The 13,987-nt window shown below is 32.6% G+C and carries 15 protein-coding genes; 5 read left to right on the forward strand and 10 right to left on the reverse strand.

The window, feature by feature from the left end; translation table 11 throughout:
• Nucleotides 1-59: 59 nt before the first annotated feature.
• Both KO504_RS10585 and metG read right to left on the reverse strand, forming a co-directional pair.
• Nucleotides 60-1,502 carry a hypothetical protein gene (locus KO504_RS10585; RefSeq protein ID WP_215926692.1) on the reverse strand — a complete coding sequence of 481 codons (1,443 nt, stop codon included), beginning with the start codon at nucleotides 1,500-1,502 and terminating at the stop codon, nucleotides 60-62.
• A gap of 1 nt (nucleotide 1,503) precedes the next feature.
• Entirely contained in the window at nucleotides 1,504-3,564 is a 2,061-nt protein-coding gene (metG, locus tag KO504_RS10590) for a methionine--tRNA ligase (protein ID WP_215926694.1), read from the reverse strand.
• 152 nt (nucleotides 3,565-3,716) lie between these two features.
• On the opposite strand from metG, the gene KO504_RS10595 reads away from it, so the two are divergent.
• Nucleotides 3,717-4,316: a hypothetical protein gene (locus tag KO504_RS10595; RefSeq protein WP_215926696.1), complete on the forward strand. Its 600-nt coding sequence runs from the start codon at nucleotides 3,717-3,719 to the stop codon at nucleotides 4,314-4,316.
• 185 nt (nucleotides 4,317-4,501) lie between these two features.
• Nucleotides 4,502-5,527: a S66 peptidase family protein gene (locus KO504_RS10600; protein WP_215926698.1), complete on the forward strand. Its 1,026-nt coding sequence runs from the start codon at nucleotides 4,502-4,504 to the stop codon at nucleotides 5,525-5,527.
• 341 nt (nucleotides 5,528-5,868) lie between these two features.
• Here KO504_RS10600 and KO504_RS10605 read toward each other — a convergent pair whose 3' ends face one another.
• Nucleotides 5,869-6,171 carry a hypothetical protein gene (locus KO504_RS10605; protein WP_215926700.1) on the reverse strand — a complete coding sequence of 101 codons (303 nt, stop codon included), beginning with the start codon at nucleotides 6,169-6,171 and terminating at the stop codon, nucleotides 5,869-5,871.
• Between the two features lie 182 nt (nucleotides 6,172-6,353).
• Here KO504_RS10605 and KO504_RS10610 point away from each other — a divergent pair, with 182 nt between their 5' ends.
• The gene (locus KO504_RS10610; RefSeq protein ID WP_215926702.1) at nucleotides 6,354-6,713 is read left to right on the forward strand and encodes a YraN family protein; all 360 of its coding nucleotides are present in this window, start codon (nucleotides 6,354-6,356) and stop codon (nucleotides 6,711-6,713) included.
• Between the two features lie 145 nt (nucleotides 6,714-6,858).
• Here KO504_RS10610 and nadD read toward each other — a convergent pair whose 3' ends face one another.
• From nadD to KO504_RS10625, 3 genes are read right to left on the reverse strand one after another with little or no spacing between them, the layout of a single operon-like run.
• A complete protein-coding gene (gene nadD, locus KO504_RS10615) occupies nucleotides 6,859-7,437 on the reverse strand; it encodes a nicotinate (nicotinamide) nucleotide adenylyltransferase (RefSeq protein WP_215926704.1) in 579 nt (192 codons plus the stop codon).
• Nucleotide 7,438: 1 nt separating this feature from the next.
• Nucleotides 7,439-8,029: a guanylate kinase gene (gmk, locus tag KO504_RS10620; RefSeq protein WP_215926706.1), complete on the reverse strand. Its 591-nt coding sequence runs from the start codon at nucleotides 8,027-8,029 to the stop codon at nucleotides 7,439-7,441.
• Between the two features lie 52 nt (nucleotides 8,030-8,081).
• A complete protein-coding gene (locus tag KO504_RS10625; protein ID WP_215926708.1) occupies nucleotides 8,082-8,939 on the reverse strand; it encodes a YicC/YloC family endoribonuclease in 858 nt (285 codons plus the stop codon).
• Nucleotides 8,940-9,062: 123 nt separating this feature from the next.
• Here KO504_RS10625 and KO504_RS10630 point away from each other — a divergent pair, with 123 nt between their 5' ends.
• Nucleotides 9,063-9,542: an acyl-CoA thioesterase gene (locus KO504_RS10630; protein ID WP_215926710.1), complete on the forward strand. Its 480-nt coding sequence runs from the start codon at nucleotides 9,063-9,065 to the stop codon at nucleotides 9,540-9,542.
• Between the two features lie 3 nt (nucleotides 9,543-9,545).
• On the opposite strand, the gene KO504_RS10635 is transcribed toward KO504_RS10630, so the two are convergent.
• The 3 genes from KO504_RS10635 to KO504_RS10645 are packed head-to-tail and all read right to left on the reverse strand — an operon-like array spanning nucleotide 9,546 to nucleotide 11,920.
• Nucleotides 9,546-10,679 carry a peptidogalycan biosysnthesis protein gene (locus tag KO504_RS10635; protein ID WP_215926712.1) on the reverse strand — a complete coding sequence of 378 codons (1,134 nt, stop codon included), beginning with the start codon at nucleotides 10,677-10,679 and terminating at the stop codon, nucleotides 9,546-9,548.
• Nucleotide 10,680: 1 nt separating this feature from the next.
• Nucleotides 10,681-11,574 carry a DMT family transporter gene (locus tag KO504_RS10640; protein WP_215926714.1) on the reverse strand — a complete coding sequence of 298 codons (894 nt, stop codon included), beginning with the start codon at nucleotides 11,572-11,574 and terminating at the stop codon, nucleotides 10,681-10,683.
• Nucleotides 11,567-11,920 carry an arsenate reductase family protein gene (locus tag KO504_RS10645; RefSeq protein WP_215926716.1) on the reverse strand — a complete coding sequence of 118 codons (354 nt, stop codon included), beginning with the start codon at nucleotides 11,918-11,920 and terminating at the stop codon, nucleotides 11,567-11,569. The genes KO504_RS10640 and KO504_RS10645 overlap by 8 nt, the downstream gene beginning before the upstream one ends.
• An 80-nt stretch (nucleotides 11,921-12,000) precedes the next feature.
• Here KO504_RS10645 and KO504_RS10650 point away from each other — a divergent pair, with 80 nt between their 5' ends.
• Nucleotides 12,001-13,251, forward strand: coding sequence for a cation:proton antiporter (locus tag KO504_RS10650; protein ID WP_215926718.1), 1,251 nt, complete (start codon nucleotides 12,001-12,003; stop codon nucleotides 13,249-13,251).
• Here KO504_RS10650 and KO504_RS10655 read toward each other — a convergent pair.
• The gene (locus tag KO504_RS10655) at nucleotides 13,248-13,967 is read right to left on the reverse strand and encodes a DUF3298 and DUF4163 domain-containing protein (RefSeq protein WP_215926720.1); all 720 of its coding nucleotides are present in this window, start codon (nucleotides 13,965-13,967) and stop codon (nucleotides 13,248-13,250) included. The two genes, KO504_RS10650 and KO504_RS10655, sit on opposite strands and share 4 nt — an antisense overlap.
• Nucleotides 13,968-13,987 lie beyond the last annotated feature (20 nt).

A 13,987-nucleotide genomic window follows, 5' to 3' on the forward strand; every position in this document is an offset into this window, starting at 1 on the left:
TATTTCAAAAGATTAAATTGTTAATGCATTAGCTAAATGCGAAGTGTTACCGGATATGGTTAAAAATTAAGGTATTTATATTCCATTGTGTTTTCATCAAAATAACCGAGAACATATTTTTTGTTTATTTTTAATATAGACTCAAAATTAAATTTTGTGTCGGATTTACTTTCTGTATAAGCATTAATGATATTAAAATTGTTTTCGGGAATTGAGCCTTCTATACTATTCAATTGGTTGTCAAAAAGACATTCGATGCGCGTAGATTTAGTTTTGGTATAGGTAAGAAAACTAGTTGTTAAGACAGACGATGTGATGCCAGCTACCAGTCCACCGATAGCACCACCTGCATAATACACCATAAATGGTGACGTAGTTGTTGTTTCACTACTGCCTACAGTCACAACATATTTACCGTTATTTTTATAAACACTTATCCCAGGATTTGAGTTTGTGACCTTTCTCATAAACTGTTTGGTTCTATCGAGTTCCCTATAACTTTGAAAGTCGCCACCTTCTAAAATAATGGGCGAATTTTTAAAGGCGATAGAGTCCTTATCCGAAAGCACTATATTTTTAACTAAATCTTTAGTATCCATATCAAAAACAGAAAAATCGAGCTTTTCTTTTGAGATATACATATTAAATAAAAGATGATCTAAAACATAAGAATTGGATTTGCTTCCACGGTCTTTTTTGTCGTAAGATGGTTTGGGGAATTTATGATAGGCTTGTTCTTTAGTTTCTAAATTGATAGAAATAACCCTCGTGTGTAAATCATCGATATCATTGGTTATAATTAGTTTATCTTTATTGAGATAGACTTTATTGTGTGGTGTTACAGTTTCGAGAGGTGTTGGTTCTCCATGGTTGACCATAGATGCACTTGGATCTGCGTTTGGGCCTTTTAAAATCTCATTTAAATTACTATCAAAACCTCTATAGGTTACAAACTTAGTATTTGAAAAATCGAAAGTTTCTACTGTAAAGTTTTTGAAATCGTTAAGTTGGTAAATTTTTAATTTTGAGGTTTTTTTTACTGTCGTTAATAGGTGTGTTTTTGATTTGTACTCAAATGAACCTACTATTTTTTCAGATTTTAAAGGCATATTTAGCTTATCTGAATACTGAAAACTAGACGTATTAAAATTTATAGTTAGGGCACTAAATTTTGTTCCAAAATCACTTTTAAAAAATAGCGTATAGATTTTATCCTTTATAAACGATGCTCCAAAATAATTATGATGATATTTTGGGAGAGTTTGTACTTTAAAGGTGTTTACAGTGTTGCCTGTTTCGTCATAAATATGAGCCACAATAAATGTTCTATACCTAAAGAATACAGCAAGTTCGTTAGTTTGTTCGTTAACAATATTAATAACTTGTCTTAAACCCTGGTCTTCCGTGAATTTGTTTGTATCGATAGAAAACCAATTGGTTTGTGCTATTAATGGTTGAAGATTAAAAGTAAGAAAAACAATTATGATTCCTATCGATCTCATACTAGCTAATCTGTAATCCATTATTTACAGCATCAGTATCTGGATTTACAAACACTAAATTACCACCTTCGTCTTCAGTCATTAAAATCATCCCTTGACTTTCTACACCTCTTAATTTTCGTGGTGCTAGGTTGACTAAAACAGTCACGCGTTTTCCAATCACTTCTTCAGGCTTAAAGCTTTCTGCAATACCAGAAACAATAGTTCTGGTGTCTATACCTGTATCGACTTTTAAGACTAAAAGTTTTTTGGTTTTAGGCATTTTTTCTGCTTCGAGAATGGTACCAACACGTAAATCTAGTTTGGTAAAGTCTTCAAAAGTGATTTCTTCCTTTTGTGGTTCTACAACCTTATTAGCCGCTTCGTTAGCTTTTTTACTCGTGATTAGTTTTTCTAATTGTGCTTCAATTTGTGCATCTTCAATTTTAGAGAATAACAACTCGCCTTTTCCTATTTGGTGGTTGGCAGGTAGCAGTACCTCTTTAGAACTGATATCATCCCAAGTGGATTCCGCATCAAGTGCGGAATGACAAAGAATTGATTTTAGTTTATTAGACGTGAACGGTAAAAATGGTTCAGATAAAACCGCTAAAGCAGAAGCAATTTGTAAGGCCACAAACATTACGGTTTTAGTACGTGCTTCATCTGTTTTAAACGTTTTCCATGGTTCTTCGTCTGCTAAATACTTATTTCCTAATCGTGCTAAGTTCATCAATTCTTGACTTGCTTCTCTAAAACGGTAACGTTCAATTGAACTCGAAATCACAGCAGGATAAGCTTTTACAGTCGCTAAAGTTTCTTCGTCAATCGTAGAATAGTCTGATGGTTCAGGAATAATGCCGCCGTAATATTTGTTAGTTAAAACCACCACGCGATTGATAAAGTTTCCGAAGATAGCCACTAATTCATTATTGTTTCTGGCTTGAAAATCTTTCCATGTAAAATCGTTATCCTTAGTTTCTGGGGCATTTGCAGTTAAGGCGTAACGCAACACATCTTGCTGATTGGGGAAATCGATTAAATAATCTGGTAACCAAACCGCCCAGTTTTTAGAGGTTGATAATTTCTGACCTTCTAAGTTTAAAAATTCGTTAGCTGGTACGTTGTCTGGTAAAATATAAGAGCCTTCAGCTTTTAACATGGATGGGAAAATAATACAGTGAAACACAATATTATCTTTTCCAATAAAGTGTACCAATTTGGTGTCTTCGTCTTTCCAATAATCTTCCCAGTTTTTACCTTCGCGTTCTGCCCATTCTTTGGTTGCAGAGATGTAACCAATAGGAGCATCAAACCAAACGTAAAGCACTTTGCCTTCGCCACCTTCAACAGGTACTGGGATTCCCCAATCTAAATCTCTGGTTACGGCACGTGGACGTAAGCCATCGTCAATCCAAGATTTTACTTGACCGTAAACATTAGGTTTCCAATCTTTCTTATGACCTTTTAAAATCCATTCACGTAGAAAATCTTCGTGTTTATTTAAAGGTAAAAACCAGTGTTTGGTTTCTTTTAAAGTTGGTATATTACCAGTTATTGCCGATTTAGGGTTAATTAAATCTGTAGCATTTAAACTGGATCCACAGCTTTCACACTGGTCGCCATAAGCTTCTTCATTCCCACATTTAGGACAGGTTCCTGTTACAAAACGATCTGCTAAAAACTGATTCGCTTCAGCATCGTATAATTGTTCAGTCACTTCTTCTACAAATTCATTTTTGTCGTAAAGGGTTTTAAAAAACTCCTGAGCTGTATCATGATGAATTTTTGCTGAAGTACGTGAGTAGTTATCGAATGTAATACCAAAATCAATAAAAGACTGCTTGATAATAGCATGGTATTTATCAACGATATCTTGTGGAGTCACTCCTTCTTTTTTCGCCTTTATGGTAATGGGTACACCGTGCTCATCGCTTCCGCAAATAAAAGCAACGTCATTGCCAGTTAATCTTAAATATCTAGAATAAATATCTGCAGGTACATAAACACCAGCTAAATGTCCAATATGAATTGGGCCGTTAGTGTATGGTAATGCTGCTGTTATGGTATATCTCTTCGACATGGTTTTTATTTTTTTTTGAAGCTACAAAAGTAAGCATTTTGTTGTGTGAATTGTAATGAAATAAAGAAACGATTCGTCGAAAAAAAAGCAGATTATTTTGATTTTTTACAAAAAAAATTACTTTTGGCGACTTAATCAAACAAATTTATAAAATGAAGAATTTAAAATTACTTTTTCTATTAGTGTCAATTAGCTTAGTATCTTTTTCTTGTGGAAGTGATGATGATGGAGACGGAGGAACGGCTGGTGGTTCAGGTGTATTAGTTTATGGTGATACGGAATATCAATTAAAATCGGGAATTATCGCGGATTATGGCGAATCTTTTGATGGTGTATATAACTTTGATGTTTCTTTAGTGGACTCAGGAATTAGAATTGTAGATGGTGAAGCTATACCTACTAATGATACGTTTTCTGGAGTATATTTTGAATTATTTACATCAAATTCACAAGATTTGGAAGAGGGTGTATATACCTTTGGGAATGGCATAGAAGCGGGTACATATAGCTCTGCTGAGGTAATCATCGAAACTGCTTTTGATGAAGATTACGAGGCATTTGAAATAAATTCAGGTACGTTTACAGTTTTAGATGATGGTTCTTCTTACGAGTTTGAATTTGAAGGAACGACTTATAATGGAACTTCTTTTTCGGGATACTATACAGGATCTTTAGTGTCTGTTGATTACTCATCTGAATTAAGTCGATCAGCAGCTTCTAATACAACAAAAACTAAAGCATTATTCAATTAATAATTGTACTAATTTTTTACAAAAAGAGATGGTCTTAATATAGGATCATCTCTTTTTTTATGCGTTAAAACTTCTGACTGATTTAAATTGAAGTTGAAAATGCAGAAGTACTTTTTTAAAGTGTTATTCGTTATATTATTTTATTGGCTTCAATTTTTACTTTTTATATTTACAAAAACTATTTTATGATTTTGAAAAAGTACGTTTCATATCTCATTTTACTTATTATTATGGTTGTGAATACCAATGTTAGAGCGCAAATAGAAACCAATAAATCTATGGATATGACTTCAAAATTAATACAACCACCATATTTAAAAGCAGGAGATACAGTTGCTATTGTAGCGCCTTCTGGAATTTTAAAAAGTCGTGAAGGAGAAGTACAACAAGCGGTTAAACTTTTACAAAGTTGGGGTTTGAATGCTATTGTTGGAGACCATGTATTTAGCCAGTCTAACCATTTTGCAGGAGATGATTATGAGCGTTGTATAGATCTGCAAAGCGTTATGGATAATCCTACTGTGAGTGCGATTTGGTGTGCGCGAGGTGGTTATGGAACGGTTCGGATTTTAGATAAATTAGATTACGCTGAATTTAAAAAACATCCAAAATGGGTTGTTGGTTATAGTGATATCACAGCTTTACATAATCAATTGCATAATGAAGGGTTTGAGTCTTTACATGCAATTATGAGTGTGAGTTTAACTACCGATTTAACAGAGATAGCAGCATCAGTTGAGACGTTTAAAACCGCTCTATTTGGCAGTCCAACGGATTACACTTTAGAAGGATCTGAGTATAATAGAGTAGGAGAAACTTCAGGCGAATTGGTTGGAGGAAATCTCACGATGTTACATACCATGTTAGGCTCTAAAGAAAGTATTGATACGTCTGGAAAGGTTTTGTTTATTGAAGAAATTGGTGAATACAAATATCATATAGATCGTATGCTGCAGAGTCTGAAACGTGCTGGTTATTTTGATCATTTAAATGGGCTTGTGGTTGGTGATATGTCTAAAATGCGAAAAAATACGACGCTTTGGGGAACTTCAGTAGAGCAATTGATTTTAGATGCATTAGAAGATTACGATTTTCCAATTGCCTTTAATGTACCTGCTGGTCATGAAAAAGACAATAGAGCTTTGGTTTTAGGTAGAACAGTAGAATTAACAGTGGCAAAAGAGCAATCGACTTTAAAGTTTTCAGAATAATCTTTTTTGGTATCTAAAAAATAAAAGCGCTCCTAGGTAGTAAAGTACAATGTCAAATTTATCAAACGTATAACGTGTATTAAGTTTAGGCATTAGCCATTCAAAATATAGTGTAAAGTAAGTGGTTAGTATTAATACTATTAGTAGAGGAACATAAAGAGATTCTGTTCTTTTAATTATTCTTATAGTAGCTAAGCATAAGCTCAATACAATAGGCATACATAAAAAGTCATTCATATAAAAGTACACCCAATTTGGTAGTGGTAAAACAAACTTCTGCGCTATGTAAATTGCAAAAGCCACTAACATACTTATGTAGAAAATAGGATGTTTTAAAATTTTCATGCTGCAATTGCTGTAATTAACCAAGCAATAAACATGCCTATAGCCATAAATGCCATCCAAATAGAATGGGTGATTTTTACAAAAATACGTACGATTAAAAAACGATGGTCTTTGTGTTTTTCAAAAAATGAAGGAGAGGCTTCTTTTTGAATACGCTCACGTTCCCGACGCTTTTTTTCTTCTTGTGCAAAGGCTAATTCACGTCTTTTTTTATAAGATAAAAGTGTATTGCAATTGGTACAGTAATCTGCATTTGTGTTATAGATGCCACAATTAGGGCATTTAATATGACGAACCATTTGGCTAACTTTAAAGTGATTGTAAAGATATGGCTAATTGTAAGATTTATAAAGGTTTTGAATGAAGATGATGCGATGAAAATGAGGTAAAATTACTTCAAGATGACACAATTTTGTATATTGATTGTTAACTTTTAGGTGGAATTAATTTTTGTATCGTACAGAGAAAAAGACTAAAGAAAATGGCACAACACAATGAACTTGGTCAGCTAGGAGAGCAACTCGCTACAGATTACCTTGTAAAAAAGGGTTACGAAATTGTAGTTCGTAATTATGTGTTTCAAAAAGCTGAAATTGATATTATTGCTAAACACAATAATGTGATGATTTGTGTTGAAGTGAAAACTCGAAATTCTGATTTTTTTGGTGATCCGCAAGAATTTGTAACTCCAAGCAAAATAAAATTATTGGTAAAAGCGATGGATGCTTTTATTCTTGAACATGATATAGAATTAGAAACACGTTTTGATATTGTTGCAGTATTAAAGAATAAAACCACGGAACAATTGACGCATTATGAAGATGCTTTTTATCATTTTTAAATTCCCGTGAAAACGGGAATCCCATAAATTATTACAGAATTTTAAATGTTTAGACTACTGCTTTCAAAAAGTTTGAGACAGATTATGTTTAAACTTTAAGGATATAGGGTTTTCTTCATGAGATTCCTGCCTTCGCAGGAATGTGTTACCTATAAAAATTCATCTCGTCAATAAACTGCCATACATGTTCTGGCAATATAGGGCGTACATTTTTTTTGTTTTTAATTTCATTTCTTATAAAGGTTGAAGAGAGTTCCATAATTGGAGCATTAACCTTTGTAATTTTAGGATGATCATTAAATTGAGTATCTACTTTTCCTTTAGATAATCTAGGGTAGACGTAGATATTGTGGTTCTCTAAAATAAGTTCATAGTTTTTCCACTTATGAAAACTTTTTAAATTGTCTTCGCCCATAATTAAGGCAAACTCATAGTTAGGATATTTTTCAAAAAGGTAAGCTAGTGTGTCAATAGTGTAATTGGGTTGTTTTAATCCAAATTCGATATCGCTTGGTCTCAGTTTGTCATAGTCTTTTGTGGCCAGGTGTACCATCTCTAAGCGTTGGTAGTTATCTAGTAAGCTGCTTTTCTTTTTAAAAGGGCTTAAAGGAGTTACTACAAACCAAACCTGATTTAAATCACTATGCTCAGCCAGATGATTGGCTATAGTTAAATGGCCAACATGAATGGGATTAAACGTGCCAAAATATAAACCAATCTTCATGTTACTTCGCTATAAAATCTGAAACCAATTTGTAAGCATCATCTAAAGCCTTATTTAGGTCAGAGTTAATCACAATTTCATCAAAAAGTGGAGCAGTAGCTAGTTCTGCAGGAGCTTTAGCTACGCGCATACTAATTTTGTCTTCACTTTCTTCGCCTCTCTCTTTTAATCGTCTCACCAATTCGTTTAAATCTGGCGGTTTTACAAAAATAGCAATAGTTTGCTCTGGGAACTTTCGTTTAATACGCAATCCTCCAGAAACGTCAATATCAAAAATAACGTGTTTTCCTTTTGCCCAAATGCGTTCAATTTCGGTTTTTAAAGTGCCATAAAAATTATCTCTATACACTTCTTCCCATTCTAAAAACTCATCGTTTTTAATGCGGTTTTTAAATTCTTTAAGAGATAGGTAATAATAATCTTTTCCATTAACCTCGTTACCGCGTTTATCACGTGAAGTTGCAGAGATAGAAAACTCTAAGTTGAGTTCTGGCTGTTTTAATAAATGACGAACAATAGTTGTTTTTCCTGAACCAGAAGGTGCTGAAAAGACAATAAGCTTGCCTTGTTTTTCGTTTTTGATTTCTGACAAAATAAATTGTTTTACTTTTTACTGTATACCGCGACTGTGATGGTCAACTAATTTAGAGTACGTTTAATAATTGTTCCTTAATCTTTTCGAGTTCATCTTTCATTTGAACTACTAATTTTTGCATTGGTGCATAGTTAGATTTTGAACCGATAGTGTTAATTTCTCTTCCAATTTCTTGAGAGATAAAACCTAATTTTTTTCCGTTTGAATCGTCAGAATTTAACGACTTTATAAAATAATCTAAGTGGTTTTCTAATCTTACTTTTTCTTCAGTAATATCAAATTTTTCAATGTAATAGACCAGTTCTTGTTCAAAACGGTTTTCATCTACCTTTTCTTTAATATCTGCAATACCTTTTTCTAATCGAGCTCTTACACCATCAATACGATCAGGATCCATAGTAATTACCTCTTGTAATAAACGTCTAAGGGTGGCAATTCTATCTTCAAAGTCTTGTTTTAGCGTTGCTCCTTCGTCTTTTCTGTAAATAACAATATTAGCAATGGCTTCATTAATTTCTTTACTAATTAAAGACCACTCTTCTTCATCAATATCATCACGTTCTGTTGTTACAGCATCTGGTAAACGAATGGCCATTTTTAAAAGTTCTGTAGCATCTCCGTCAACCACTTCTTTAAGTTGCTTAATGTATTCTTTAACAACTGTTTTATTGATTTTAGAACTGGTGTCTTCGCCTGTGATTTCTACAAATAATGAAAAATCTACTTTTCCTCTTACTAAGTTTTTAGCAATTAATTTTCTAATGGCTAATTCTTTTGCACGATACATAGAAGGCATACGAGCATTGAGATCTAGACTCTTACTGTTTAGAGATTTTAATTCTATAGATATTTTTTTAGTTGGGAGCTGTAGTACAGATTTCCCGTAACCTGTCATGGATTGTATCATTAAAGATGCTTTAATTAAAGTTGTGCAAAGGTACAAAATTGAATGGTTTTAAATAGTTTAGAAATGAACCGATTCTCACAATAGACTTTTATAACTTTGTAAGCCAAAATTGAAAAGAAAACTATGTACAAAAAACAATTTGAAATTCGCTGGAGCGATGTTGATGCTAACGGTCATTTAGCTAATTCTGCTTATACCAACTTTATGAGTCATGCTAGGATGGCTTTCTTTACAGAAAAAGGGTTTACAATGCCAGAAATAATGAAATTCAATGTTGGACCAGTAGTGTTTTATGAGCACATGTATTATTTTAAAGAATCTTTTTTGGGTACTCCAATTACGGTAACTATTGAAGTTTCTGGTTTGAGTGAAGATGGTATGTTATTTATGTTTGAACATAATTTTTACAACCATAAAGGTGAAAATTTAGCCTATTGCGAAATGCAAGGTGCTTGGATTGATTTAAAAGCGCGTAAATTAACAGCTTTACCAGAACCTTTATTAGAATTGGCTCATAAATTTCCAAAGTCTGAAAGTTTTAAGCTTTTAACAAAAGAAGATACACGTAAGCATGGCGTAAGACCAAAGCCTATGCCAATGTAAGTTTTACTTAAAAACCGAATGCTGCTTAAAGGATTTTATTTGCACATTTTTAATAAACGGTTTTAAAACCTGATTAGGTAAGTACCGCTTGTGTTTGCAATAACAAGTTAACGGTTTTGGTTTTGCACCAAGTGTACTTTTAATTTCAGAAGCAGTTCTGCCTAAGTTAATCTGTGTTGATTGTGTTTCAATTCCGAGTCTTACATAATCATTTAGTATTCTTGGATAGATAGCAAATTCTTTATTTTGAGAATAGTCAATGCCTATAAAATGCGCATCGAGATGCGTGTCGTTTTGCATGGCAGATAAAAAACCAACTAAGTTATCTTCAAGAAAATAGCCTTTTACTATAAATTTATTTTTGAAGGCTTTTTTTAGATAAATATAGGTGTCAAGATTTAAAATTTGAGCGTTAAAATCGGCATTATCAATAGTGTTTTGATATAATTCTTGAAGCTGATTTTTATGTGTTTCTATGTCTTGTTGTGTGAATAATTTCGCTTTTAAAGCCTTACTTTTTGTGTCAGCTCTATTGGCTTTTACACGGTATTTAGATTTTAAAGCATTGGTGTAATCGTTAAAAGATTGCCATTCAGGTTTTAGTGTAATAATCATGTTAGGCTCCACATTCATAGCCGCATAATCATAGGTTTCTAAATGCTTTGTAATAGGAAGAGAATCGTTTTCAAAATCTTTTATGAATATGGCTTTTAGTTTTTTTGAAGCTTTTGATAATTGTTTTACACCTTCTGCAATGGCCTTGAATGTGGTTATTTTATCTTCACCATCTTTTAAAAATGTACCATATTCACCACTTAAAAACACATTTCCACAGAACAACACACGAATTTCATTATTGCAAAACATATTATTTACCACGCGTCTAATTTTATCAGTCATGCTAATGTTTTTAGTAATGGTTTCAATGCCAATAGTTACGATTTGAGTATTAGCAAAAGCAATCGCTTCTTTGTCTTTTAATATAAAGATATAATTAAACTCAATAGCTGTATTGGCACGCTCAAATGCTTTTAGAAATTCGGGCGAATAATAAATATTTGTACAGCAGTTTACGCTATGCCAATAGGATTGTGGAATAGCATCAATGCTTTTAAATATTTTAGATTTTAGAGGCAAATTAAGTGGTGTTTTTAGGTTTTTTAGATACTAGAAATACTCCTAAAAATATGAGTAACATGGCTCCAATTTTTACTGAGTCTATAAAATCTGCGCCTATTGAAATAGCAAAGAGTCCAGCAATTACAGGTTGAAGATAAATAAATATACCTACAGTAGATGCTTTTAGTTTGTTTAATGCGAGTGGGTTAAACAAATAGGTTCCAAAAGTTGCTCCAATAATGACAAATAGAACAGACCAAATGGCATTAGGTGTAAACGTGTGCCACTCTACAGCTTTTAGGTCATTATATCCAAACGGAATTAACATAATAAGGCCAAATAAAAATAACCATTTAATAAATGTAAATGGATGGTATTTTAATGTGAGTTTTTTTATCATTATAATGTAAATACTGTACGAAATAGCATTTAAAAACACGAGTAAATTACCTAAAGGTACATTGTCGCCAGCTCTATTAGATTTACCGTAAATAGTTAAAACGAGTGCGCCTATTAAGCCTAAGGTAACTCCAACGATTTTGAGCTTAGATACGTTTTCTTTTAGAATTATAGCCGACAAAACTAAAATGATAATAGGCACTGTAATGGTGATGGCAGAGGCGTGGATAGGCGAAGTGTATTCTAAGCCTTTAAAAAAGAACAGCATATTAATCATCACTCCAAAAATGGCAGCGACAAAGAGTTTTAAATAGTCTTTTTTTTCAATTTTTTGTTTTGGTAAAAAGAGACTCATTGCCCAAAACAATACTGTAGCTCCAGCTACTCTTATAAGTACAAACCCAAAAGGTTTAATGAAATTTTCATTCATTACCGTTTTTGCAATGGTGAAATTAAGTCCATATAATACTTGTACCATTACAAGTGCAAAAATGGCAAATCCTCTACTATTCATACAAAGCAAGTTTTGCTGCTTCTACAGTTTTCTTAGAATTGCCAATAAAAATTTGATTGTCATATAAAATCACTGGCCGTTTTAAAAAGGTATAGTGCTCTAAAATATAGTTTTTATAATCGTCCTCAGTTAACGATTTGTCTTTTAAACCTAGTTCTTTATAAAGTCTAGCACGTTTACTAAACAAGCTCTCGTAACTGTTAGTTAGTTCTCGCATTTGTTCAATTTGTTGCGCAGTAATTGGTTCTGTCTTTATATCTTGAAGTTGAAAGCCTTCAGGAAGATGAAGTTCATTAATAATACGCGTACAAGTATTACAGCTACTTAAATAGTATATTTTGTTCATAATCTAAACGGTTTAATTTCAAAATGCAAAGAAACCGTATTTCTAACGAATTTTATTACTTTTAAGAAAAATATCAATTTATGGATTACTACTCAATTGCAACGATTTTAGTTGTGTTATCTGCCCTTTTTGGCTATATAAACGTGAAGTTTTTAAAACTACCAATTACCATTGGTTTAATGGTTATTACTATTGTTTTTACTGTAGTTTTAGTTGGTATTGCTCAGTTTGATGATACTTTATTGGTTCAAGAGCGGGAATTTATAGCTATGATAGACTTTGAAACCGTCTTGTTAGATATTATGTTGAGTTTTTTATTATTTGCAGGGGCACTACATACTAATTTTAATCAACTAAAAGTGCAACGCGGCCCAATTTTAGCTTTTGCAACTTTAGGTGTTTTGGTATCTACAGTTTTGGTTGGTATTGCGATGTTCTATGTGTTAAAATTAATGGGATTAAATGTCGATTTTATCTATTGTTTATTATTTGGGGCGTTAATATCACCAACAGATCCCATTGCCGTTTTAGGAATTTTAAAAAAGGCAGGAGCACCAAAAAAATTGGAAACCAAAATTGTAGGAGAATCATTATTTAATGATGGAGTTGGAGTCGTGGTGTTCTTGACCATTTTTGCGATTGCAGCCAAACCAGATGCAGCGATTAAATTATCTGAAATTGCAACCTTATTCGGACAAGAAGTTATTGGTGGTATTGTTTTGGGGCTTTTTTTAGGTTGGGTTACGTATCGTTTAATGCGTTCTATTGATAATTATGAAATTGAAGTCATTCTAACCCTTGCAACGGTTATGGGAGGCACCATGTTAGCGCATAAATTTCATTTATCTGCACCATTAGCGATGGTTACAGCTGGACTTATTGTTGGAAATGATACCGTAAGAAATTCTGCCATGTCTGAAACTACAGAACTGTATGTGGATAAATTTTGGGAACTAATAGATGTCTTATTAAATACTATTTTGTTTGTAATGATTGGTATGGAAATGTTAATTCTAACTTTAGAAGGCAAATACATTTATGCCGGATTATTAGCTATTCCTATTATATTAATGTGTCGTTATATATCACTATGGTTACCCATAAAGTTTTTTTCAAAACGTTTAGATTTTGTGCCAAAAACAAATTTGATAATGACTTGGGGAGGCTTGCGAGGTGGAATTTCAATAGCATTAGCTCTAAGTCTTACCACAGCGATGCATAGAGAATTATTTTTAGTAATTACTTATATTGTAGTGGTGGTTTCTATTGTTGGTCAAGGTTTAACCGTTGAACCTTTTATTAAACGATTAACAAGAGGAGTAAAGGATTAATGAATCTTTAAATATAATTCTGTCTCTGTAAACGGAATTACAAACTCGGTATAACCACTATCATACGAAGCAACTTCGTAAACATTATAAAGCAGTACTAGTCCGTCTTCACTAAAACCTATGTTTTCTGGTAAGTGAAACGATTCTCCAAAAAAGAAATCTTCCATTTTTAAGTTATCTTTTTTGTTGTCTAATGATTTTATAAAATGTTTTTCGGCTAATGTTGTAAAGCTTTCTTTGTCTGTGATAATATCATCTAAGCTCAAAATTTTACCTGTTTTAGCGTCTAAGTTGAGAAATTGTATTTGGTCGTTACCATGTGCTCCTCCTTTAAATTCGTAATTACTAATTGCTATTGTAATCACTTCTTCAGATTGATAGGTTAATTCGGTTTCAATATGAAGTTCCCATACAGGTTCTGATCCTTCTGAAAATTCGTTTCTAAAGCTAAGGTATTCTGTATTAAAAGCTTTTAGAACATCGGTTAAGTTGTTTTTATTTTCAGGTGTACTTAAGGTTTTAATAATTGCATTTTCAACATTGGTGTTAATAGTTTTGCTGAGGTCACTATTGCCTTTGGCCTTACTGTAAGTTGCCGAAATTTCGGCATCAAAAGATTCTTCAATTGAAATGGTTTCAAAGGTTACAGGTTTAAATTCAGAAGTACATGAATTTAAAAGAATTAAAAATACTAAAAAAAGACTTATACGTTTCAAACTAGCAGAGGTTTTGTTAA

Source organism: Winogradskyella psychrotolerans (assembly GCF_018860565.1).
Classification (GTDB): Bacteria; Bacteroidota; Bacteroidia; order Flavobacteriales; family Flavobacteriaceae; genus Winogradskyella; species Winogradskyella damuponensis.

Excerpts from the sequence above, each read along its gene's own strand:
- KO504_RS10585 (WP_215926692.1), bottom strand. The coding sequence starts at position 1,502 with ATGAGATCGATAGGAATCATAATTGTTTTTCTTACTTTTAATCTTCAA.
- metG (WP_215926694.1), bottom strand. The coding sequence starts at position 3,564 with ATGTCGAAGAGATATACCATAACAGCAGCATTACCATACACTAACGGC.
- KO504_RS10595 (WP_215926696.1), top strand. The coding sequence starts at position 3,717 with ATGAAGAATTTAAAATTACTTTTTCTATTAGTGTCAATTAGCTTAGTA.
- KO504_RS10600 (WP_215926698.1), top strand. The coding sequence starts at position 4,502 with ATGATTTTGAAAAAGTACGTTTCATATCTCATTTTACTTATTATTATG.
- KO504_RS10605 (WP_215926700.1), bottom strand. The coding sequence starts at position 6,171 with ATGGTTCGTCATATTAAATGCCCTAATTGTGGCATCTATAACACAAAT.
- KO504_RS10610 (WP_215926702.1), top strand. The coding sequence starts at position 6,354 with ATGGCACAACACAATGAACTTGGTCAGCTAGGAGAGCAACTCGCTACA.
- nadD (WP_215926704.1), bottom strand. The coding sequence starts at position 7,437 with ATGAAGATTGGTTTATATTTTGGCACGTTTAATCCCATTCATGTTGGC.
- KO504_RS10625 (WP_215926708.1), bottom strand. The coding sequence starts at position 8,939 with ATGATACAATCCATGACAGGTTACGGGAAATCTGTACTACAGCTCCCA.
- KO504_RS10630 (WP_215926710.1), top strand. The coding sequence starts at position 9,063 with ATGTACAAAAAACAATTTGAAATTCGCTGGAGCGATGTTGATGCTAAC.
- KO504_RS10640 (WP_215926714.1), bottom strand. The coding sequence starts at position 11,574 with ATGAATAGTAGAGGATTTGCCATTTTTGCACTTGTAATGGTACAAGTA.
- KO504_RS10645 (WP_215926716.1), bottom strand. The coding sequence starts at position 11,920 with ATGAACAAAATATACTATTTAAGTAGCTGTAATACTTGTACGCGTATT.
- KO504_RS10650 (WP_215926718.1), top strand. The coding sequence starts at position 12,001 with ATGGATTACTACTCAATTGCAACGATTTTAGTTGTGTTATCTGCCCTT.